The organism is Kitasatospora sp. NPDC098652 (assembly GCF_044760155.1).
GTDB lineage: Bacteria > Actinomycetota > Actinomycetes > Streptomycetales > Streptomycetaceae > Kitasatospora.
Genome location: NZ_JBIWAQ010000003.1, coordinates 410,481 through 432,360 on the forward strand (window position 1 = coordinate 410,481; position 21,880 = coordinate 432,360).

At 73.0% G+C, this 21,880-nt stretch carries 18 protein-coding genes; 6 read left to right on the forward strand and 12 right to left on the reverse strand.

The annotated features are described in order from the left end of the window. The first annotated feature begins 129 nt into the window (after positions 1–129). On the forward strand, positions 130–3,123 hold the full coding sequence (locus tag ACIQWA_RS09850) for a BTAD domain-containing putative transcriptional regulator (protein WP_402480465.1): 2,994 nt from the start codon (positions 130–132) through the stop codon (positions 3,121–3,123). A 21-nt stretch (positions 3,124–3,144) separates the two neighbouring features. Here the strand turns inward: ACIQWA_RS09850 and ACIQWA_RS09855 are convergent, their stop codons facing one another. From ACIQWA_RS09855 to ACIQWA_RS09875, 5 genes are all read right to left on the reverse strand, one after another. After that, a complete protein-coding gene (locus ACIQWA_RS09855) occupies positions 3,145–3,768 on the reverse strand; it encodes a sigma-70 family RNA polymerase sigma factor (RefSeq protein ID WP_402480467.1) in 624 nt (207 codons plus the stop codon). A gap of 171 nt (positions 3,769–3,939) precedes the next feature. Next, on the reverse strand, positions 3,940–4,311 hold the full coding sequence (locus ACIQWA_RS09860) for a hypothetical protein (RefSeq protein WP_360246060.1): 372 nt from the start codon (positions 4,309–4,311) through the stop codon (positions 3,940–3,942). Positions 4,312–4,772: 461 nt separating this feature from the next. Next, complete coding sequence (locus tag ACIQWA_RS09865) at positions 4,773–7,022, reverse strand: hypothetical protein (protein ID WP_402480471.1); 2,250 nt, start codon at positions 7,020–7,022, stop codon at positions 4,773–4,775. Between the two features lie 447 nt (positions 7,023–7,469). Further along, positions 7,470–9,401, reverse strand: coding sequence for a right-handed parallel beta-helix repeat-containing protein (locus ACIQWA_RS09870; RefSeq protein ID WP_402480474.1), 1,932 nt, complete (start codon positions 9,399–9,401; stop codon positions 7,470–7,472). A 385-nt stretch (positions 9,402–9,786) separates the two neighbouring features. Next, positions 9,787–9,954, reverse strand: coding sequence for a hypothetical protein (locus ACIQWA_RS09875; protein ID WP_402480476.1), 168 nt, complete (start codon positions 9,952–9,954; stop codon positions 9,787–9,789). A gap of 240 nt (positions 9,955–10,194) precedes the next feature. Between ACIQWA_RS09875 and ACIQWA_RS09880 the strand changes: the two genes are divergently transcribed. The 3 genes from ACIQWA_RS09880 to ACIQWA_RS09890 all read left to right on the forward strand — a co-directional run bounded on the left by ACIQWA_RS09880 (position 10,195) and on the right by ACIQWA_RS09890 (position 12,418). Next, positions 10,195–10,413: a hypothetical protein gene (locus ACIQWA_RS09880; protein ID WP_402480478.1), complete on the forward strand. Its 219-nt coding sequence runs from the start codon at positions 10,195–10,197 to the stop codon at positions 10,411–10,413. Between the two features lie 174 nt (positions 10,414–10,587). After that, a complete protein-coding gene (locus ACIQWA_RS09885) occupies positions 10,588–11,331 on the forward strand; it encodes a class I SAM-dependent methyltransferase (RefSeq protein WP_402480481.1) in 744 nt (247 codons plus the stop codon). A 130-nt stretch (positions 11,332–11,461) separates the two neighbouring features. Further along, complete coding sequence (locus ACIQWA_RS09890; RefSeq protein ID WP_402480484.1) at positions 11,462–12,418, forward strand: phosphatidylinositol-specific phospholipase C; 957 nt, start codon at positions 11,462–11,464, stop codon at positions 12,416–12,418. A 53-nt stretch (positions 12,419–12,471) separates the two neighbouring features. On the opposite strand, the gene ACIQWA_RS09895 is transcribed toward ACIQWA_RS09890, so the two are convergent. Next, entirely contained in the window at positions 12,472–13,440 is a 969-nt protein-coding gene (locus tag ACIQWA_RS09895) for a DUF2690 domain-containing protein (protein WP_402480486.1), read from the reverse strand. Between the two features lie 376 nt (positions 13,441–13,816). Between ACIQWA_RS09895 and ACIQWA_RS09900 the strand changes: the two genes are divergently transcribed. Then, positions 13,817–14,401 carry a helix-turn-helix domain-containing protein gene (locus ACIQWA_RS09900; RefSeq protein WP_402480488.1) on the forward strand — a complete coding sequence of 195 codons (585 nt, stop codon included), beginning with the start codon at positions 13,817–13,819 and terminating at the stop codon, positions 14,399–14,401. A 127-nt stretch (positions 14,402–14,528) separates the two neighbouring features. Here the strand turns inward: ACIQWA_RS09900 and ACIQWA_RS09905 are convergent, their stop codons facing one another. From ACIQWA_RS09905 to ACIQWA_RS09930, 6 genes are all read right to left on the reverse strand, one after another. Next, positions 14,529–15,293, reverse strand: a complete 765-nt coding sequence (locus ACIQWA_RS09905; RefSeq protein ID WP_360234094.1) for a D-Ala-D-Ala carboxypeptidase family metallohydrolase — start codon at positions 15,291–15,293, stop codon at positions 14,529–14,531. A 79-nt stretch (positions 15,294–15,372) separates the two neighbouring features. Beyond that, complete coding sequence (locus tag ACIQWA_RS09910; protein ID WP_402480491.1) at positions 15,373–16,092, reverse strand: peptidoglycan-binding protein; 720 nt, start codon at positions 16,090–16,092, stop codon at positions 15,373–15,375. A gap of 291 nt (positions 16,093–16,383) precedes the next feature. After that, entirely contained in the window at positions 16,384–17,472 is a 1,089-nt protein-coding gene (locus ACIQWA_RS09915; protein ID WP_360234099.1) for an N-acetylmuramoyl-L-alanine amidase, read from the reverse strand. A gap of 276 nt (positions 17,473–17,748) precedes the next feature. Continuing rightward, positions 17,749–18,507 (reverse strand): DeoR/GlpR family DNA-binding transcription regulator, encoded by a 759-nt coding sequence (locus tag ACIQWA_RS09920; protein WP_402480494.1) that lies wholly within the window; start codon positions 18,505–18,507, stop codon positions 17,749–17,751. Between the two features lie 105 nt (positions 18,508–18,612). Beyond that, entirely contained in the window at positions 18,613–19,479 is an 867-nt protein-coding gene (locus ACIQWA_RS09925; RefSeq protein ID WP_402480497.1) for a ketose-bisphosphate aldolase, read from the reverse strand. Between the two features lie 73 nt (positions 19,480–19,552). Beyond that, complete coding sequence (locus tag ACIQWA_RS09930; RefSeq protein WP_360234107.1) at positions 19,553–20,425, reverse strand: sugar isomerase; 873 nt, start codon at positions 20,423–20,425, stop codon at positions 19,553–19,555. Positions 20,426–20,646: 221 nt separating this feature from the next. Between ACIQWA_RS09930 and ACIQWA_RS09935 the strand changes: the two genes are divergently transcribed. Continuing rightward, positions 20,647–21,855: a 4-hydroxybenzoate 3-monooxygenase gene (locus ACIQWA_RS09935; RefSeq protein ID WP_402480500.1), complete on the forward strand. Its 1,209-nt coding sequence runs from the start codon at positions 20,647–20,649 to the stop codon at positions 21,853–21,855. Positions 21,856–21,880: the final 25 nt, after the last annotated feature.

A 21,880-nucleotide genomic window follows, 5' to 3' on the forward strand; every position in this document is an offset into this window, starting at 1 on the left:
GACTCTGTACCGCTGGCGGCCCCGCGCGGCGACGAGCGTCCGGGCACGAACCGGGCCGGTGCGCGCAGGACGACTGCTCCGTCCCGGGGGTCGCCGTCGGGTCTCGGGTGAGGTGAGGTGGGGGTACGGGTGCGGATTCGGCTGCTCGGGCCGGTGGAGCTGCGGCTCGCGGCGGGCGGCCTCGCCACGCTGGCGGGGGCGCAGCGGCGCGCGGTGCTGGCGCTGTCGGCGCTGCGGCTGGGGCAGGTGGTCGGCATGGACCAGTTCTGCGAGCTGCTCTGGGGGGAGCGGGCGCCGGCCAGCGCCCGGGCGGCGGTGCAGGGGCACGTGGCGGCGCTGCGCAAGGTCCTTGCGGACACCCCGTTCGAGCTGCACACCCGGGCCCATGGCTACCTGTTGAGCGGGCCGGCCGAGGAGGTGGACGCGCTGCGGTTCGCGCGGCTGGCCGGCCGGGCCGCCGACCGGGCCGACCGCGGTGCGGACGGGGAGGCGGTCGCGCTGCTGGAGGAGGCGCTGTGGCTGTGGCGCGGGGAGGCGCTGGCGGACCTGCCGGACACCCCCCTGCGGGCCGCCACCGCGGAGCAGTTGAAGCAGTCCGCGACGGCGGCCCTGCTCCGCTGGGCCGCGCTGCGGCTGGGGCAGGGCGCGGGGGCGGCGGCGGTGCCGCTGCTGGAGCAGAGCGTCCGGCGGGACGGGCTGCGCGAGGAGCTGGTGGCGCTGTTGATGCGCTGTCTGCACCAGGCCGGACGGCCGGCGGAGGCGCTGAGCGCCTACCACCGGACCAGGCTGCGGCTGGACCGTGAGCTGGGCATCCGGCCCGGGCCGGCGCTGCGGGCGGCGTTCGCCGAGGTGCTGGCGGACGACCGGCCGGCGCCACCGGCGGTGCCGAGCGCGGCCCCGGCGGGCGTCCCGGTGCCGGGGGCGGCCGGCGGTGCCGCTCCCGGCACCGGGACGCCCGCCGAACCGGTCCTGACGGTCCCCCAGCAGCTGCCCGGGCTGCGGGTGGAACTGATCGGCCGCACCGCCGAGTTCCGCTGGCTGGACCGCGCCTGCGCCCCCGACCGGGCCACCGACGGCCCGGCCCTGGTGGTGGGCCCCGCCGGGACCGGCAAGAGCGCCCTGGTCACCGCCTGGGCCCACCGGGCCGCCGACCGCTTCCCGGACGGCCGGCTGTACGCGGACCTGCGCGGCCTCGACCCGGCCGGTCCGGCCGATCCCGGCGCCGTCCTCGGCCGCTTCCTGCGCGCCCTCGGCGTCCCGGAGTGCGCCGTCCCGGCCACCCGGGCCGGCCGGGTGGCGCTCTACCGCGAGCGCACCCGGGGCCGCCGGCTGCTGGTCGTCCTGGACGACGCCGCCGACGCCGACCAGCTCGCCGACCTGCTGCCCGAGGGGCCCGGCTGCGCCGCCGTGGTCTCCGCGCGCTGCTCCCTGGAGAAGCTGGTCGCCACCGACGACGCCGCCCTGCTGCGACTGACCGCGCTGCCCGAGGACGACGCCCTGGCCCTGCTGGAGCACCTGCTGACGCCGGGCCGACTGCGCCCCGAGCCGGCGGCCGCCGCCGAACTCGTCCGGCTCTGCGAGGGCCTGCCGCTCGCCCTGCGGATCGTCGCCGCGCGGCTGGCCGCCCACCCGGACTGGACGGTCGCCGCGCTGGTCGCCGACCTCGCCGACGAGGAGGGCCGGCTGGCCGCCCTGGAGCTCGACGAGCGCACCGGCCTGCGCCAGCAGCTGCTCCTCACCCACCGCCAACTGCCGCCTTCGGCAGCCCGGTTGCTGGCCCTGCTGGCCGTCCACCCGGGCCCGGAGGTGGACGGCCAGGCCGCCGCCGCCCTGCTCGACACCGACCCTGCGGCCGCCCACCGGGCGCTCGCCGAGCTGGCCTCCCGCCACCTGCTCACCGGCACCGCCCCGGGCCGCTACCACCGCACCGAGCTGGTCCGGCTGTTCGGCGTCCAGCTGCTGGCCGAACAGCCCGGGCAGCTCAGGGAGCAGGCCCGAACCCGGCTGCTGGACCACTACCGGGCCGCGCTGCAGCACTGCGGCAGCTACCTCGACCCCGGCCAGGAGGAGGCCGGGGCGCCCGCCCGGACCCCGCAGGCCGTCCCGCCCGCGGTGGACATCCGCACCGCGCTGGACTGGTTCCGCGCCGAGGAGCCGGTGCTCCGGGCGCTGATCGACGAGGCCGCCGTCAGCGACCCCGACCGGGCCTGGCGGCTCGCCCTGACCACCGGTTCGCTCTACTACGGCGCCAGCCGCTTCACCGACTGGCTGGCCCGCGCCGAGGTCGGCCTGGCGGCGGCGGAGCGCTGCGCCGACCCGGTCGCGGTGGCGTTCCTGCACAACTGCCGGGCCCAGGCGCTGGTCGCCCTGGAGCGCCGGCACGAGTCGGCCGAGGCGGCCCGGCGCGCGGTGGCGGCCGTCGAGTCCGTCGAGGGGCCGGCCGCCGCCTCGGCGCGGGTGCGGGCCCAGGCCACGCTGGCCCTGGTCACCGCGATGCTGGGGGACTCCGCCGGGGCGCAGCGGCTGGCGGCAGCGGCGACCGCGCTCGCCGTCCGGTCGGGCGACCGGAAGCGGCTGGTCGACGCCCTGGTCCACCAGGGCTGGGTGAGCCTGGCCACCGGCGATCCGACGGCCGCCGAGCGGCTGTCCCGGGAGGCCAGGGAGCTGCTGCCGCCCCGTCCGGTCACCCAGGTGCACCTGTGGTCGCTGCTGACCGAGGCGCAGGCCCTGCCGCCGACCGTCCGGGAGCACGCCGCGGACCTCGCCTGGCACCGGCTGCTGGCCGCCTGCGAGGAGGCGGGCCTGCTCTACCTCCACGCGGTCACCGAACAGTCCTACGCGGCCCACCTGGTGGCCCGGGGCCGCGCGCCGCAGGTGCGGCAGCGGCTGGCCTCGGCGCTGGAGCGCTTCCGCCGGCACGACCGGCTGGCCGGGCACCGCAGCGAGTTCACGGCCGGTCTGGAGGCCTCGCTCAGCCTGCGCGCCGGGGACGGGCCGGAAGCCGGAGACGGGCCGGAGGCCGGAGACGGGCCGGAGGCCGGGGGCACGCCCGGCGAGCCACCGGGCGGAGCACCCGGCGGCGGCCGGACCGCCGTGCACGGTCCGGTCGCCCGGAAGGACTGACCACGGGGGTCGGTGCCGGGTTCAGCCGGTGGCCGGCGCGTACCCGTGCTCGGCCGCCAGCACCGGCCGCAGGGCCCGGACGGCATAGAAGTTGCGGGACTTGACCGTCCCCGGCGGCACTCCCAGGTTCGCCGAGGCCTCCAGCACCGAGCGGTCCTTGAGGTGCAGCTCGACCAGCACCTCGCGGTGGTGCTTCTGCACCCGCCGCAGCGCCAGCGCGATGTCCCGGGCGACCACCACCTGCTCGTACGGGTCCTCGGCGAGCGGGCGGTCCTCCACCGGCTCGCCGAGGGCCTCCTGGGCCCGGGCGGCGGCCATCCGGTAGTGGTCGATCGCGATCCGGCGGGCGACGGTGAACAGCCAGGGGCGGCTGTGCTCCGGGCCGGCGGCCAGGGCCTCCGGGTGCTGCCAGGCGCGCAGCAGGGTCTCCTGGAGGATGTCCTCGGCCTTGCCGCGGTCGCCACCGGTGTTGCGCAGCAGGGCGCGCAACAGGTAGCCGCCGTGCAGCCGGTGGATCTCGGCCAGGGTGTCGGGGTCGAGGGTCCGTCGGACCGGGGCCGGCTCCGCCGCCGCGAGGGGGTCGGCAGGGGGGCCCGCGGGCGGCTGGGCGACGGACGTGGACGGAGCGACGGACTGCTTCGACACGCGCTACCTCTCAGGTCGGGCAAGGGCACATGGCAGGGCTTCCGCCGGACATCCCCCGTGGCGGCAGACAGCAGCCTGCCGGGCGCCGCCAAGGACCTGCCAACGATCCGCCAACGCCCGGACCGGGCGGCACCCGGCGCGGCCCCGGATGCCGCCCCAGCGTGCCCGGGCTCAGTCCGTGCCGGGTGCCGCCGGGCCGTCGTTGAGCGCCTCCACCAGGTCCTGCACCCCGTCCTCGCCCCGGTGCTCGATCAGCACCGCGACCCAGCCGGCCAGCCGCTCCCGCTCGGCCACCGTCCACCCCGGTGCGGAGGGGTGCTCGTCCACCACCAGCGCCCGGGCCAGGCCCAGCAGCCCCGGGGTGGGCTCCACCCGCCGCTGCCGCTCCGGCAGCACCCCCAGCGCCAGCCGCCGGGCGACGGCCGTCACCTCGGCCGCGCCGCAGGCCGGCACCGCCAGGCCGGACGGCCCCGGCAGCACCGGTGCGCCCATCTGCACCAGGGCCGCGATGTACTCCCGCACCTCCGGCCCGTCCGCTTCCATCCGGCGTTCCTCCCCCGTCCCGTTCCGTCCCGCTCAACGGCGCCCGCCCCGGTCGGGGTTCAGCCGTAGCCCACCGACCGTACCGGTCGGTACGGTCACGGCCCGAAGCCGCCGGTCCGTCCGTCGGTCCGTCGGTCCCGTCCGCCGTTCCGTCCGCCGCCCGGCCCGGTCGGGCCGGTCGGGCCGGATCGCATTGTGCCGGTCGGTGATGAGAAAACCGCGGGCGAGGCACCGCCGGGCAGCGGCGCGGCCGTCTAGGGCGTGTCTTGTGGATCAGGTCGGACCAGACCGCGGCGTCAGGGTGCGTGCATCGCAAGGCGGAGGAGGGAGTCCATGCGGAGCATCGGCGACCGACGACAACGCGGCGAGGTGCGTGCCCTGGCGTCGCGGGCCTGGCCTGATCCACAAGACACGCCCTAGGGACGGCTGCCCCCGGCCGGCCGCCGGTACCGCGTGGGGCGTCACTTCTTCGGCGGCGCCACCGGGGTTTGGTACGGGTGGTGGTGGGTGCCGCCGACGTGCAGCTCCTCCTCGGGCCTGCCGGCGAGCCTGGGCAGCACGTGGGTGCCGAACGGGTCGGTGACGGTGACGGCGGTGCCGTTGCGGCGCACCTGGTGCGGCGAGCCGGTCGAGTACGAGGCGAGCGCGAGCCCGGCGCTCGGACTCGCGCCACTGGTGGCGGTCCCGAAGAGGGCGCTGGACACGGTGAGCGTGGTCGGCGCGGTGCCGAGCGTGGTGTACCCGGACTGCTCACCGGCGTAGGCGCTGCCGAAGGCGGCGCCGCCGCTCACGGTGGTACCGGTGGGCACGGTGACCGGGACGGCGGTGCCGGCCGGGCCCTGGACGGTGACCACGCCGCCCTGGACGTAGCCGCCGACGGTGCCCGCGGTGCGGGTCTGCTGCCAGGCGGTCTGCTGCTGGAGGGTGGTGCCGGCGTCGGTGAGGGTCTGGTTGACCAGCGGGGTGTCGGCCGAGTACCAACCGCGGTAGGTGGACAGGATGCCCGTCAGGGTCTGCAGGGCGAGCCGGTCGTCGGTCAGGTTCGACTGGTGCATGAAGAACGGCCGCGGGTCGTTGCTCAGCACGTACCCGAGGGTGATCCTCACCTGCAGCGGCAGCACGTAACCCGCCCAGCCGCGGTTCAGGTCGAGCGGCGCGATGCAGGTCGTGGTGGTCGGGTTGGCCTCGCAGTTGCCGCTGCCGCCGTTGGCCTTCGAGGTGTAGAGCCAGTTGTACTCGCTCACCTCGTCGGACTGGGTGGAGACGTTGTAGAAGACGTTGACCGGGTGCCGGGGCACGCCGAGCGCCGAGGCGATCTGCCGCTCGCCGGTCTCCCGGGAGGCGTCCACGCCGAGCCACTGGATGTTGTTCCGGCTGAGCGCGGCGAGGAAGTTCGGGTTGTCGGCGGACTGCTGCGGCAGCATCACGGTGCCGGAGTGCTCACCGGCGACCAGCTCGCCCGGCCGGAACGGCAGCCCGTTGGCCTGGCCGAACTGGATGTTCTGCCGGATCTGGCTGTCGACGGTCGCCTGGTCGACGTACTGGACCGCGCCCGTGGAGTCGGTCTGGCACTTCCACGGGATCACGGTGAAGTTCTGCACGCAGCCCAGGAACGGGTGCTGGTAGGTGTGGTTGAGCCACATGAAGCTGTTCTTGTTCGCCAGCAGGGCGGTGGTCAGCGGGTCGGTGCCGCCGTTGGCGTCCGCGTAGTCCAGGCTGGGGCCGCCGTTGAACAGGAAGTCCAGGGTGTAGCCGTTCTGCTGCTCCCAGGCGACGGTGGCGGTGACGTCCGCGGGCGTCATCCGGATCGGCGTGGTCGCCGGGACGCTGCCGACGCAGTCGCCCTCGCCCGGGGTGCAGTTGCCGACCTGGCTCCACCGGGAGTTGGCGTTGAAGAGGTCGTCGATGTGGGCGGAGAAGTAGTTGCGCCAGTAGCCGAGGTGCACGCCCTTGGTGACCCAGTCCACGATGCCGTGCGCGAGCAGCCGGAACTGCTGCTGGTAGTAGTTGTAGGCGAAGGTGAGCACCAACTGCTGGCGGCCGCCGGAGGTGTAGACCCCGGCGAGGGTGCCCTGGGTGCCGGTGCCGGGGACGGTCTCGGTCAGGTACGGCTCGAAGTGCGAGCCGGTGGCCGGGTCGTCGGGCAGCGGGGTCGGCAGGTAGCCGTACGATCCGCTGCCGCCGGCGGTGCCCTCGAAGGCGACCGGGCCGTTCAGGTAGCGGAAGGCGTCGCCGCGGGCGGCGGCGGTCGCGGTGGCGGTGGTGGCGTCCAGCGAGCCGGACCAGGCCGGCGCGGTCAGGCCGGTGTTGGCGCCGGGCCAGACGTAGGCGTCCACCTGGCGGACCTGGTAGGTCCGCTCGTACCCGGTCAGCGTGCCCAGTTCGGCCGCGGAGAGCTGGGTCGGCGCGTCGTTGGGCAGCACCACGCCCTCGAAGTGGCCGTGCGGGGTGCCGTCGGCCAGGGTGTCGGCGAGGAAGCCGGCGGTGATCGTGGCCCGGCTGCCGCTGGTCAGGTCGATGACGGTGGTGGGCACGCCCTCGGCGGCCAACTGCTGCCGGATGCCCTCGACCCAGGGGTTGCCGTCGGTGACCACCAGGACGTTCAGGTCCACCCGCGAGCTGGTGGCGGCGGCCGGGACGACGGTGGCCAGCCCGATCACCGCGGTGGCGACGGCCAGTGCGACGGCGGGGAGGAAGCGGAAGGCTCTCACGCGAAAGCCCCCTGCGGTATTGCGGGGAGTCGGCTCATGTCAGCCGATCATGCCGGTCCGGAAGGGCCCGGCGCAGCAGCCTGGGAACAAGGTTTGCCAAGGGCTGGGGAATTGCTGGGAAAGCCCGCGGGGGCGCCGACCCCGCCTCAATGCGGGGCACGTGGACGAAATTTGACGATTCCGACCGCACGGCCGTGACCAGCGACTCCCCCTCCCGGAGCCCTTGGCCGAGTCCGGATCCACCGGTTCTGGCGGGCGCCTGACAAATTCACTCCCCGAGCGTGCCCCCGGGATTTTCCCCACCACCCCCGGAATACCGGTCAGGTCAATTCCGGGGCCCGCGCGTAGGCCCGGCGGGGCCCCAAAGTGCTGTGTACTACTGGAGTCACGCGGCCCGACCGAAAGGACACGGATGATCCGAGGCCCTTTTCTTCCGCCGGGCTGACGCTAACTCTTTAGCTCGTTGTCACGGCACACGATCGAGTGTGCGGTGTCGGCATTGTAGTAGAGGATGGGAGCTTCAATGTCCTTCTGCGTCGTCCAGACATTGCCTTCCACCCAGAGGCCGGTTCCCAGCTCGGCGCGAATGCTGCCGCGCTTCTCCTTCGCAACCGGCGCCTCCTTGAGATTCGTCACGCGGTTTTTCCTGATCACCAGGTCCTTGAACGAGGAGGCATCTACTGCGGGGCCCGGCATTTCTGTAAATTCGTTCTCCTCAAGCAGCACTCCATCGAGCAGGGGATACGCAGTGTTGACCTCGCGGACCGTCGCGCCCAACTGAATGGCTGGTCCATTGTCGGCTCCGAAGGAATTGGATGACTCGAACTTGTTCCCCCGGATGATGACGTTGCGCGCGCCGAAGCCCTCTGCCCAGAGCCCCGGGGACACGTCTGGCTTCAGAAGCATGGCGGCGTACTGGTTATGAATGAAACGGTTATCTTCGACGAGCCAGTCGGCGCTGTTGCACAAGATGCCTCGTGCCCGATTCTCATGGAAGTAGCAATTGCGAACAATGACATTGTGTGAACTATAGCGTCGATTGAAGAGAATGGCGTCATCGGCGATGTGCGTGGGAATCTTCTGGCTGAAGACCAGTGTGACTTCGCTCTTCTCGGAGTCCGGTCCGACAGATTTCAGCTCGGCGGTAAAGTCGGTCGGCGACAGATCGGCGTTGCGGAACTCGACTGGATCGCCAGGCGAGAAAGGACATCTCCAATCGACGTAGTTAGTTGCGACCAGGGTGTAGTCATCCACGCGGCGGAAACCCATGTGGATGTTGTCGTGAATGTTCACGCAGTCGTCGCCCATGAAACTGAACTCGCATTGCTCCAGCCGGATGAAGCCTTGCGACTGCATGACATGAAATCCGTCGGCCGTGGTGGTGATGGGGCGGCGCTCGTTTGCTGGAGGAGCGATGCGGCAGTTGACCAGCTCGAAGTGATGCTGATCGCCGCCAGTGACGAATCCCTCGCCAGGAAACGTGTAGATGTTCACGTTGCGGAACGAGAGATGGGAATTGTCGCCCATGACAACGGCGTGCTTTTCGTAGGTGTAATGGCGCAGTAGGTAAAGCTGCCCTACGATGGGGTTGATGCGATTTTTTGGCCACACGCACACCGTGTGCGCATCGAGCTTCTCAATCTTGGTGGGTGCGAAGCCGTCGAACTCCGTGCCGGCGCCCGGCGCACGCAGATCTTCATCGAGCGGGTTCATCGTGACCCAAGCCTCGGGATCGAGCGGCGCAGCCGTCTCGAAGCGCATCACGAAATTCGATCGATTTTCGGCCAGTTCGGTAACTCTGCCTACCCAAGCCGGCGGATCGATCGCGCAATCCCAGTCCAGATTGAAGTTGGAGAACACCGATCGTTGGCAGTTCTTGATCGAGACGCCTGCGCCACCTTGGATCAGGTGGAAGAGAAACGTCGCCCCGCCGCCATCGAAGGTGAAGTCGGTGAGAGAGTCGAAGACAATCGTTTTGCCGGAGGCGATGCGATATACCCCCTTGTCGGCGACGAGTTTAGAGGCCCCCACGTCGCGGCAATGGCGGAGTGCGGCTTCGAGCGCGGCCAGGTTGCGGTCCGGACCACTGGAAGGCGGCTCCGCTCCATCCGCCACCGCGCCGAAGTCCCGGAGGTGGACGACCGGGCCATTCGGGTTCCTTGGCGCGTCGACAGTGAAGAGCTCCACTCCCCTGGGCAACGGCGGCTCCGCTGCGCCTCCCAAAGTGCTCGTCAGCGGATGCTTCACCCATCCCGAAGTGCTCGTCAGCGCCTGCTGCGCCCGTCCCGATCTGCGCATCGCGCCTGGCGCGAAGGACAACGGAATTGCCACGCCCACCGCGGAGAGAACGCCATTTCGGATAAACTTCCGGCGCTGCATGATAGCTCCCCTGTCCTGAATCCGAATTCTGGAATGCCGTTGCGATGTCAGGTTGATATTCACTGCGGGCTGTAGGCAGCCGGTTCGCGGCCGCACCGCGAACCGGCAATGTCGAGGCCGGCCGTCCCATCCGTGGGGGGTCGAAGTGAGGCCTGGCCGTCGTGACAGTCAGGAGTATGGCAGCGGGAACCTGAGGTTTTGATGAGCTGTGAACATGACGATGCTGGCGCTTCCGTGGATCAGCCATGACGTACCCGTAAGGGTTATCGCGGTGGTGCGAGTACCCGCTGCGAGGGTGGGGAACCATGCAGGGACCCGGCGGGCGGCGGCCTCGCGGGTGGCCGCGGCGGTGGCCAGGGCTGCCTGTAGTACAGCAGCACTTTGATTAGTGGATCTTGTTCTGTCGGATCATGGAGTAGCCGGGATGGCGGACGAGGTCGCCGCGGCGCCGGTAGTGGGACCATTCGGCGCGGGCTTGGTGGAGCTGGCGCCAGCGGCTCCACCGCAGGTGGAACCAGTTCACCCGAACGGGGTGGAATACCAGGGTGGCCAACAGCGTGGCGATCTCGTTGCAGGTGAAGGGGATTCCTCCGCCGTACAGGCGGTGGGGTCTGCCGGGATCGCGGCGCCGGAACGGCGCGGCCGTCAGGGGCCCGTCAGCGACGCGTCAGCAGTACGTCAATCCGGCCGGGCGCGGGGCCGGAGCAACGCAAGCTGGGGGACGTACCTGCACGTTCCGCAGGTCCTTCCGGAGGTGAGTCGCTTGTCCGTGGTCGCTGCGTTCCATTCCGTCGTGCCCGACGTCCGCCGCCGGGGTCAGGGGCTGCGCGCCGCGTTCTCCCAGGTGCTGGAGCGGCTGGCCGCCAGCCCCCTGGACAGCCCCGTGCTGGGTGCGATGGGCGCGCCGCGCTCGACCGACCGCCCCGCCGGCGGGCTGCACGCCCACTGGCACACCGTCACCCGCCCGGACGGGAGCAGGGCGCTCGAAGCCGGTTGGTGCCCCGGCCGCTGAGGCGACCGGCGCCGACGGCCGTCCCGCACTCCCCCGAGAGGGCGCGGGACGGCCGTCGTGCGCCGGCACCCGGCGGGCCGCGCCGGTGATTTTGCCCTTCCGGATCGGGCACCGGTAGACACGGTCCCGACACGGTGCGTGACGACACCGTGCGTGACCTCCGGAGGCCCCGCCATGAGCGTGACGAATCGGTACCGGGACGCCTGGGAGGGCTTCTGGAGCGAGGCGCCCGAGGAGCCCGGCGCGGTGATCTGGGACGCCGAGCCGGCCCTCACCGCGGAGCGCCACCTCGCCCTGTTCCGGCCCCACCTGCACGACCCGCACCTGCCGGTGGTCGACCTGGGCTGCGGCAACGGCCGCCAGACCCGCTTCCTCGCCGAGCACTTCCCCCGGGTCGTCGGCGTCGACCTGTCCGGCACCGCCGTCGAGCTCGCCCGCCGCCAGGACCGGGCCGGCCGGGCCGAGTTCGCCCAGCTGGACGCCACCGACCCGGCCGCCGTCCGGGCCCTGCACGCGCGCCTGGGCGATGCCAACGTGTACGTGCGCGGGGTGATCCACCAGAGCGATCCGGCCGACCGCCGACCGGTCGCCGAGGCCGTCGCCACCCTGCTCGGATCGCGCGGCCGGGCCTTCCTGGTCGAACTGGCCGAGTCCGCCAAGGAGGTGCTCAAGGGGCTCGCCCAGTCCCCGGCCGGGCCGCCCGCGAAGCTGCGCCCGGTTCTCGCCCACGGACTCGCCCCCGCCGAGGTGGCCGACGCGGCCTTCGACGGGCTGTTCCGCTCGGCCGGCCTCACCGTCCTCGCCACCGGAGAACTGCCGCTGTCCCTCACCGAGTTCACCCCCGAGGGCGAACGGATCGAGCTGCCCGCCTGGTGGCTGGTGGTCGGCCCGGACGGCCCGCTGCCCGACCCGCGCTGAACCCGTTGACGCCGCGGCGGCGTTGGACGAGTGTCAGGACGGAGTGGTCGTCAGGACCGGCCGGTCGTCGGGACGGACGGTCCTCAGGACTTGTCGTCGCAGCCGCTCGCGGGGCGGAGGGAGCCGGGCCATGGGCATCGCACGTCGTGATCTTCTCAGGTGGGGCGCGGGGGCGGGCGGTGCGGCCGCCGTCGGCGGCCTGCTCGGGGCACCCGCCGCCCGGGCCGCGGGCAGCGCGGCCACCCCGGGCGGGGTGCCGACGGACAACTGGATGGGCCGGCTGGACGGCAGCCTGTCCCTGCTCGACCTCACCGTCCCGGGCACCCACGACTCCTGCTGCCAGAACCCCTGGTACGGGACGGAGTGGTCGCACACCCAGAACTGGGGCATCCCTCAGCAGTTGCAGGAGGGCGTCCGCTTCCTCGACATCCGCTGCAACGGCCTCCAGGGGGCGCCCGACGAACTCGGGATCTACCACTCCGACAACTACCAGCACATCCGGCTGCAGGACGTGCTCGACCAGTGCCGCGCCTTCCTGGCGGCGCACCCGGGCGAGACGCTCCTGATGCGCCTGCGCAACGAGCGGGCCGGCGGCCAGGCCCTCGACGACCCGGAGTTCCAGCGGCGGGTCGACCACTACCTGGACACGCTGGGCTACCGCGGCCTGTTCCACCTCTACGGCTGGCCCACCCTGGGCGCGGCCCGCGGCAAGGTGGTGCTGCTCGCCGACTTCGCCAACCCCTGGGGCCTGATCGACTGGTCCAGCGGCCAGAACGCCTGGTTCGACACCCAGGACGTCTGGCAGACCGGCGGCACCGACCCGCTGGGCGACAAGGGCCGGTACGTCGTCGCCCAGTTCGACAAGGCCTTCGCCAATCCGCAGTATCCGCGGATGTTCGTGAACTTCCTCAGTTACGCGGGCGGCTACTGGCCCCGGACCAGCTCGCAGGCCGTGATGGACCGGGCGGTCTACCCGTACCTGAGCGCGCGCACCCGGCAGCGCGCCCGGTTCGGCATCGTCCCGATGGACTTCCCGGACCTCCATGTGAACGTGCTGCAGATGCTCGTGGACAAGAACTTCGTGTGATCACCGGCGTCCGCTCCGGTGGCCGGGGCCAGACCCGCCCACCGGAGGGACCGTCAGGAGGAGGGCGTCGCCGTCGGCGTGAGACCGGGGGCGGTGGTGGACAGGGCCTGTGCGCGGGCGGCGGGGCCGGAGAGCGGCAGGGTGCAGTTGTCGCCGTCCTTCTGGTGGCCGCACACCTGGAGGATGGTGCCGGGCGCATCGGCGTCCACCATCATCGAGTAGTTGTCGTAGCCCCAGTGGATCAGGGCGGTCTCCTGCCCGCCGGTGCCGGTGGAGACGGTGGCGCTGTCCCCGGGGGAGCCGTCGGTGATCCCGGCCCAGGCGGCCCGGCAGCGCGGGCTGTAGTGGAGGTACAGGACGACCTTGCCGATGGTGCCGGTCAGCACGGTGTGGTCGTCGGCCTCGCAGCCCATGGCCTGCGGGTCCTTGCCGGCGCAGCCGACGGACTGGCAGAGCTGTGCGGGCAGGCCGCCCGTGCTCACCGCGGGCGGGGCGGTCGAGCGCCCCGAGGAGGAGGCGGCGGCGCTGCCGCCGCCGTTCAGGCCGTGCAGGTAGAGGCCGGCGACCAGGAGGAGCACGGCGACGGCGGCGACCGTGATCAGGGCCCGCGGCCGCCGCCAGCGGGCGACGCGGGCGACGGGGAGGGACACCGGGACGGGCAGCGGGACGGGGACCGGGACGGGTACGGGGTCGGCGGCGGGGGCAGCAGCCGCGGTCGGCTCCACGGCGGTCGCGGCGCCGGGCGCGGACTCCGCGTCGCGCGCGGCCTCGGCCTGCCGCAGCAGGGAAGCGAGCAGCACGGCGTCGCAGTCCAGCGCGGCGATCAGGCCGGCCAGGGCCTGGGAGGTGATCAGCCGCTTGCCGTTCAGCCAGCGTTCCCAGGACGCCTTGCTGAGGTAGGTCAGCCGGCCGAGTTCGGCGAGCGAGATCCGGTGCGCGTCCTTGACGGCGCGCAGTTCCTCGACCAGGCGTCGAGCGGGCTCCGAAAGATCGTCAGGGAGCGGTTTCCAGTGCTGACTCACGTGGGGGGCACCTCTGGCGGGTCGACGACAGGCGCGAACTGATCTTCTTTCGGATGATCAGTTTAGTCTCTCCGTCCCTGGGCTCCCGCCCGGTTCGGCGCCACGTCCCGCGGAACGTCTCAAGGGATTCCTGATCCGCGTCCCAACCCACAGCTCAGGGCCCCGGGGACGGCGCACACCGTCTCAGAAGCCCCGGAGACGGTCGAAGATCGGTGCCCGATCCCGCAGAGTTGGCCGCGCCGGGTAGCCCAGAAGTCAACACCGGTTCTGGCCCGGGTAAAGACCTCGACGCAGCCAGAGCAGACGGGGGGCGCTCGGTGCGGTTTTGGATCAATGCACCACAACGGTCATCTCAGAGGAAGTTCGGGGAAACCTCATGGGCCGCCACTACGCGTCCGAGATCACGTCACCATCGCCTGAGTCACTCACATCACTCACGTCACGCACATCGCCCACGTCACGCACATCGCCCGCAACGGTCGCAGCACCCACCGCGGCCGTATCGGCCGAGTCGGCCGCCGACCGGCTCGCCGGTGAGCTGCAGTCCTTGAAGAACGGTTCGGGCCTCACCTACGCCCGGCTCAGCGAACGCACCCACTACGCGAAGTCCTCGTGGGAGCGCTGGGTGAACGGGAAGCAGTTCCCCCCGCGCGACGCGGTGCAGAGCATCGCGACCGTCTGCGGGGGCGATGCCGAGCTCCTGCTGGAGCTCTGGCACCTCGCGGAGAGCCGACGCCTGATGTCGGCCGCGCCGGGCGCCCCCGCGCCCGGCGGAGCCAGCTCCCCGGCCAGGACGGCCGACGGACCGTCGGCCGATGCCCCGGGCGGGGAGGACCACCCGGAGTGCCCGCACCGTCGGCAGGCCGCCCTGCTGCGGCGGGTGGCCCTGGTCTCCCTCGCGGTCGGCGCGGGCGGGGTCCTGGCGGCCGCCGGCCGGCGGTCCGTCCGGCGGGAGGCCTGACCTACCTGGTCCCTGTGGGCAGCACAGGAACCTCGACGAACCCGCCGGCACCACCGGCACCACCACAACAGAGCGGCACCGCGCCCTTGGGGAGGGCGCGGTGCCGCCGCCGGTGTGGCGTCCGCCGTTACGCGACGCCGTCCTGCCACCACCAGAAGCCCGAGCCGTAGCCGGAGTGCTCGATCCGGCTGTCCACGTGTTGCCAGGAGACGGTGTGGGTCTCCAGGCCCGAGAAGCCGCAGGTCTCGGCGATCCGGTAGACGTCCAGCGTGGACAGGCCGGAGACCGCGGTGTCGGCCGCCACCCCGTAGGTGTGCATGGAGTTGGAGGCCCCGCCCACGGAGGCGTTGTACGCGGTGCTGCGGAAGCCGGAGTTGATGGTGACCGCGCGGTCGCCCGCCTTCTTCCGCAGCGCCTCCAGCTTGTACATGGTGCGGCGGACGTTCTCCTTCACCTCGTCGGCGCCGACGTTGCCGCCGCCGAAGCCCGAGCCGTCGTGGCTGGTGAACTCGGACCAGTTGAAGTGGGCGGTGGAACCGTCCGACTTCTCCAGCGAGTTCAGCACGCCGAAGGTCTGCGGGCCGGCCACGCCGTCCGCGCTCAGCCCGTAGGCGGCCTGGAACCGGCGCACCGCGGCCGCGGTGCCGGGGCCGAAGGAGCCGTCCACGGCCACGTAGGTCTGCGAGGCGGAGTCGGCCGCCCAGCCCGCGACCCGGATCTGGAGTTCGGCCACGGCCGAACCGGAGGAACCCTGGCTCAGGTTGCCGGACCAGCCGTAGGCGGCGGCCGGGCGGGCGAGGCCGAGGTCGGCGACCGCGGCGAGCCCGGCGGCGGCCACCGCGCCGGTGCCGTAGCGCAGCAGGGCGCGACGGTTGAGGGAAGAGCTGTTCACCACGTGCTCCTTCGAGGAGTCGACAGGGAAGGGCGTCGGACGGGGCGGTGCGGGTGACCGGTCAGGACCTGCCGTCCGGTCAGTACCAGTTGTGGGCCTGCCAGAAACTCCAGGCCGAGCACGGGTCGCCGTAGCGGCCCTTGATGTAGTCCAGGCCCCACTGGAGCTGGGTGGCCGGGTTGGTCTGCCAGTCGGAGCCCGCGGAGGCCATCTTGTCGCCGGGCAGCGACTGCGGGATGCCGTAGGCGCCGGAGGAGGGGTTGGTGGCGTAGACCTTCCAGCCGCTCTCGTGGGTGTAGATCTGGTCCAGGCAGCCGAACTGGCCGCTGACGCTCCAGCCGTGGCTGGGGAACTTCCACTGCGCGGTGATCTGCACCGTCCGGGCGACGCCCATCGCGTTCATGGTGGCCGGGCCGGCGATGCCGTCGGCGCTCAGGTTGTGGGAGTGCTGCCAGGTGCTGACGGCGCTGGTGGTGCCCGCGCCGTAGGCGCCGTCGGCGCCCGAGCCGGCCACCCGCTGGACCTCCTCGACCTTGTTGTGCAGGGCGAGTTCGGTGCGGCCGCCGTACACGCCGTCCTCGTCGAGGCCGTTGTCGTGCTGGAAGCTGCGGACGGCGGCGGCGGTCTGCGGGCCGTAGTTGCCGTCGACGCCGCTGCTCGCGAGGTAGCCGATGCCCACCAGGTTGCGCTGGACCCAGGTGGTGCTGTCGATGGCCTGGGCCTGTGCGGGCAGCAGGGCCAGCACGGCGGCGGCGAGCACGCCTGCGGCGAGCGCGCGCAGGGCCGGGGTTCTCTTCACGGTCGATCCCATTCCGTCGGGTGCCTGTCGGTCGATCAGGCGGTGCCGACCACTCTCGGGGGGCGGCCGCCCGTCCCTCCAGCAGTCGGCGGCACCAGGGACGTCCCGGGCCCGCCGGGGACGGTGGGCGGCGGCCGTGGGACAGGCGTGGGACAGGCGTGGGACGGGCCCGGCCGGGAGCGGGAGCGGCGTGGGACGGGCCACGGAGACGCGTGGGACGCGCCGCGGAGACGCGTGGGACGCCGGTGGCCGGCCCGTCGGCGCGGACGGGCCGGCCACCGGGAAGGCGGGTCAGGCCAGCAGCCGGCTCCAGGTGCGGGCGTCCACCAGGCCGTCGGCCGGCAGCCCGGCGGAGGACTGGAAGGAGGTCACCCCGGCCTGGGTGCCCGGGCCGAACGCGCCGTCCACGCTCACCTGGATGCCGTGCGCGACCAGCTGGCTCTGCACGGCCTGCACCGCGCTGCCCGAGGCACCACGGGCCAGCGGCGCCACGGCCTGGCTCCAGGTCTGGTTGCCCGCGACGCCGTCGGCCGAGGCGTGGGTGGTGTTCTGGAAGGCCGTGACGGCGGCCTGGGTCGCGGGCCCGTACGCGCCGTCCACGGTCAGCGACTGGCCGCGCTGCACCAGCAGGTACTGCAGCGTCCTCACCTGCTCGCCCGAGGCGCCGCTGCTGAGCACCGGCCAGACCGGGCCGGTCGGGTCCCCGCCGATCCGCGCGGCGACGTCCCGGCGGATCTGCGGGATCAGCGCGTAGAGGCGGTCCCCGGGGCACTCGGTGTTGTTGAAGTCCCGGTGCCCGTAGACCTGGTAGGCGCGCAGCCCGTACTGCTGGCAGATGTAGGTGATCAGGTCGATCAGCGCGGCGTACTGCTGGCTGCGCGGGTCGACGGTGCTGTACGTGCCCTCGTTCTCGATGCCGATGGCCACCGTGTTCTGCGCGGTGCAGTGGGCGCCCTCCACGTGCTGGCCGCCGCCGCGCAGGGTCGCCAGGCTGCTGTGACGGCCCTCCATGATGTAGGCGCCGCGGCTGACGGTGAAGTGCTGGCCGGTGTCGATCCAGTGCTCGCTGTCCATCTGGTAGGTCTGCATCGAGCGGGCCAGCGCGAACGCGGCGGCCTGGGAGTAGTCCGTCACATTGGGTGTGGCGGTGTGGTGGACGATCACCTTGTCCGGGGCGCCGGACACGAAGTTGAGCGGGCTGCTCGCCGGGCGGGCGCCCCAGGCGCCGGTGTCGGCGATCACCGGGCCGGTGGCGGCGGAGGCCACCCCGCTGGTCAGGGCGGAGCCGAGCAGGGCGCCGGTGCCGACGGCGAAGGCGCCGGCCAGGAAGGTGCGGCGGCCGGGGCCGACGGGGGCGGAGGCGGGGTCAACGGCGTTCATACGGGACTACCTGGTCCTTCGGGGAGCGGGAGGAGACTGAAGGACCCCCTGCCCCGGGCCTGCTGACGGCGCGGGGGCAGGGGGCCTGGACGGCAGTCACGCTAGGAGCGGTGCGAGCCGGTCCGCCACGCTTCGCCGTCCCCTCCCGCGTCCCAGCGCCGTCCCGGGACGACGCCGCCCGGGGTCCGGACGCCGGGCCCCGCTCGTCAGGCCCTGATTGTCAGGCCCTGACAGTCAGGCCCTGACTGTCAGGCCCCGAGCGCCGGGCCCCGCTCGTCAGGCCCGCCGCACCCGGACGCCGATCTCGGCGATCGCCTGCTCCTGGGCGTCCGGCAGCCCCGCGTCCGTCACCAGGTCGTGGACGTCGGTGAGCGGGCAGATCGAGGCGAAGGTGACCCGGCCGACCTTGGTCCGGTCGGCGAGCACGACGGTGTGCGCACTGCTGCGCAGGAACGCCCGGTCGGTCTGGGCCTCCATCTCGTCGTGGGTGGTGCAGCCCTGCTGGACGGTCAGCCCGTCCACGCCGATGAAGGCGAGGTCCAGGTGGTACTGGTCGAGCATCCGCTCGGCGGCCGGGCCGACCAGCTCGTAGCTGGCCGAGCGGGCCAGGCCGCCGATCACGACCAGGCGGACCTCGGGGCGGACGATCAGCTCCGCGGCGATGTTCACCGCGTTGGTGACCACGGTCAGGTTGCCGCGCTCGGCGAGCACCCGGGCCAGCTCGGTGGTGGTGGTGCCACCGGTCAGGCCGACCACGGCGCCGTCCGGCACCAGCTCGGCGGCGGCCCGGGCGATCCGGCGCTTCTCCTCCGCCTGCTGGTCGCTCCGGTGCCGCAGCGGGATCTCCAGGTTGACCGCCCCGGTCACCGCACCGCCGCGGGTGCGCTGGAGCAGCCCCTGGTCCTGCAGTTCCTGCAGGTCCCGGCGCACGGTCGCGTCGGACACCCCGAGCAGGTCGGAGAGCGTCCGCACGTCCGCGCTCCCCGCCTCGGCGATGTGCGAGACGATCCTGGCGGCGCGATCAGCTTTGAGCATGGACGGAGTGTAGTTCAGCCCGGGCCGACGGTCGGTGACTGCACCCGCGAACAGCTCCGCGCACCCTCGCGCAGCCAACCGCGCACCCCGGCGGCGGGCGGCGGTTCAGGGCGAGACGGCGGCCCGGTCCGCCGGTCGGGGCGCGGTCAGGACGCCGAGCAGCCGGGTGACCTCGCGGGCCACCGCCGCCCTCCCCTCCCCCAGGTACGTCCGGGTGTCCACCAGTGCGGGGTCTGCGGCGAGCCGGCCGCGGACCGCCTCGGTGAAGGCCTTGTTGAGGTGGGTGGCGATGTTGACCTTCGTCATCCCGTGGGCGACCGCCGCCGCGAGCACCGGATCCGCCACCCCGGAGGAGCCGTGCAGCACCAGCGGCACCGGGACGGCGGCCCGCAGCGCGGCGATCAGCTCGAGGTCCAGCGCGGCGGTGCGGGTGAGCATGGCGTGCGAGGTGCCGACGGCGACGGCCAGCGCGTCGACGCCGGTGCGGGCCACGAACTCGGCGGCCTGCGCCGGGTCGGTCCGGGCACCGGGGGCGTGCACCCCGTCCTTGCCGCCGACCTCGCCGAGTTCGGCCTCCACCCAGACGCCCGCCGCCCGGCACTGCCGGGTCACCTCGGCGGTGGTGCGCACGTTCTCCTCGTACGGCAGCGCCGAGGCGTCGAACATCACCGAGCCGAACCCCAGGGCGAGCGCCTCCGCCACCAGCGACCGCTCGGTCGCGTGGTCGAGGTGGACGGCCACCGGCACGGCGGCGGCCCGGGCCACCGCCAGCGTCGCCGCGCCGATCGGCGCCAGGCCGCCGTGGTAGCGCACCGCGTTCTGGCTGAGTTGCAGCACCACCGGTGCCCCGGCGGCCTCGGCCCCGGCGACGATGGCCTCGGCGTGTTCCAGCTGGATGACGTTGAACGCCCCCACGCCGTGGCCGCCGCTCACCGCGGGCGCGACGATCTCTCCGGTTCCGATCAGGGTCACGGTGCTCCTCCGGGCTGTGCCGTCAGTGGGCGGGCGGGGCCGGCCGCGGGCGGGTGCTCCGCGGGCCGACCGGTCACGGCTGGTCCAGCACGATGGAGCGGGTGAGGTGGCGCGGCCGGTCGGGGTCGAGGCCGCGCCGGACGGCGAGGCCGACGGCCAGGCGCTGGACCCGGACCAGTTCGGCCAGCGGGTCGAGTCCGGGCACACTGATCGCGGCCCCGGTCGCCCCGGCCTGGTCGACCAGGCCGGTCGGCGGGGTGTCCAGGAACCAGACCAGGCCCTCGGGGCCGCTGACGCTGATCGGGCCGTGCCGGTACTCCATCGCCGGGTAGGCCTCGGTCCAGGCGGCGGAGGCCTCCCGGACCTTGAGCGCGGCCTCGTTCGCCACCCCGCAGCTCCAGCCGGTGCCGAGGAAGGTGAACTGCCGTGCCTCCAGGGCGCCCCGGGGCAGCGGCTCGGCGAGCGCCGTGCGGGCCTGGGCGGGCAGGTCGGCGGGGGCGGCGCCGAGGTGGGCGCGCAGCAGGACGAGGGCGGTGGTGGCGAACCTGGTCTGGACGACGGACCGCTCGTCGGCGAACTCCAGCGCCACCAGGTGGCGGGCGGCGGCGCCGACCGGGGTCCCGGGGTCGGCGGTGATCGCGACCGTCTCGGTGCCGCCCACCCGGGCGAGGGCGTCGAGCACCTCGGTGGTGGTGCCGGAGCGGGTGAGCGCGACGATCCGGTCGTACCGGCGGCCGAGCGGGAACTCGGAGGCGGCGAAGGCGTCGGTCTCGCCGAGTCCGAGGGATTCGCGCAGCGCCGCGTAGGCCTGGGCGATGTAGAGCGAGGTGCCGCAGCCGATGACGGCGACCCGCTCACCGGGTTCGGGCAGGTGTTGCGGGGCCAGTTCCAGGGCGCGCTGCCAGCAGTCGGGCTGGCTGGCGATCTCTTCGTCGACGTGGGCCATCAGGTCCTCCTGCGCGAGACTGCACGATTGTGCGTGAAGATGATCGATTTATAGTCGAGACCTCCATCATTGCGCAACAGTGCGCAGCCCCGATCAGCTTCGAGCAGCACGCCTCGCGGTCGGCGATGGCGTGAAGAACCGGCGAAGATCATCACCCTATTCACCGATCCGAGCGATTCCGGCGCCTCGTTGTATCCGGCTGTGGCTATGCTCCCCGTACTGTGACTGAACGTCAGACGAGCCGAACAGCCCAGGAATCCGCCGATGTCGTCATCCTCGGCGCCGGACCGGCCGGACTCACCCTCGGGAACCTCCTCCACGCCGCCGGGATCGACTGCGTCGTCCTCGAACGGGCCGACCCCGACCACGTCCGCACCAGGGCCCGGGCCGGGTTCCTCGCCGCCAACACCGTTCGGGTGCTGGACCGCCACGGCCTCGCCGACGGCCTGCACCGCCACGGGAAACCGCACGGCACCTGCGAGTTCCGCACCGAGGACGGCAGCTTCCGCCTCGACTACGGCACCCTCGGCCGCCGCGAACTCCACACCGTGTACCCCCAACAGGACCTGGTCGCCGACCTCCTGACGCACTACCTGGCAGCGGGCGGCCGGATCGCCTTCGAGACCGAGGCCGAGGTCGTCGAAGGGACCGACGGCCCCGACCCCACCGTCACCGTGCGAGACCCCGAGGGCCGCCCCGCCCGCTGGCGGGCCCGCTACGTGGCCGGCTGCGACGGCCGCCACGGCGCGGCCCGGCGCTCGCTGCCCCCCGGCACCCGCCGGTACCAGCGCGACCACGGCGTCTCCTGGCTCGCCCTGCTGGCCGAGGCGCCACCGAGCATGGACGCCGTCGGCTACGCGATGCACCCCGACGGCTTCGCCGGCCACATGACCCGCACCGCCGACATCACCCGCTACTACCTCCAGTGCCGGCCCGGCACCCCCGCCGACGCCTGGTCGGAGGACCGGATCTGGGCCGCGCTCGACCGGCGGCTGCGCGCCGACGAGCACGGACCGCTGCAGCACGGCCGGATCCTCCACCGCTCCGTCGTCCACCTGGAGTCGGACGTGCTCGACCGACTCCGGTACGGCTCACTGCTGCTGGCCGGGGACGCCGCCAGCCTCCCCGCCCCGGCCGCCGCCAAGGGCGCCAACCTGGCCGTCCTGGAGGCGGAACTGCTCGCCGAGGCGCTGATCGACGAGCTCCGCCGGGGCGACGCCCGGGCCCTCGACCGGTACTCCGCGCGCTGCCTCACCCACATATGGCGGGCCCAGGAGTTCGCGCACTGGATGATCCAGCTCCTGCACTCCCCCGTCGGCCAGGCAGCGGAATCGTTCTTCCACGAAGCCATGCGGCGCTCCCGCGTCGAATCCCTGCGCACCTCGCGCACCCACCAGGACTGGTTCGCCGAGAACTACGTCGGCATCTGAGCCGCCCTGCCCACCGGGCGCCCCC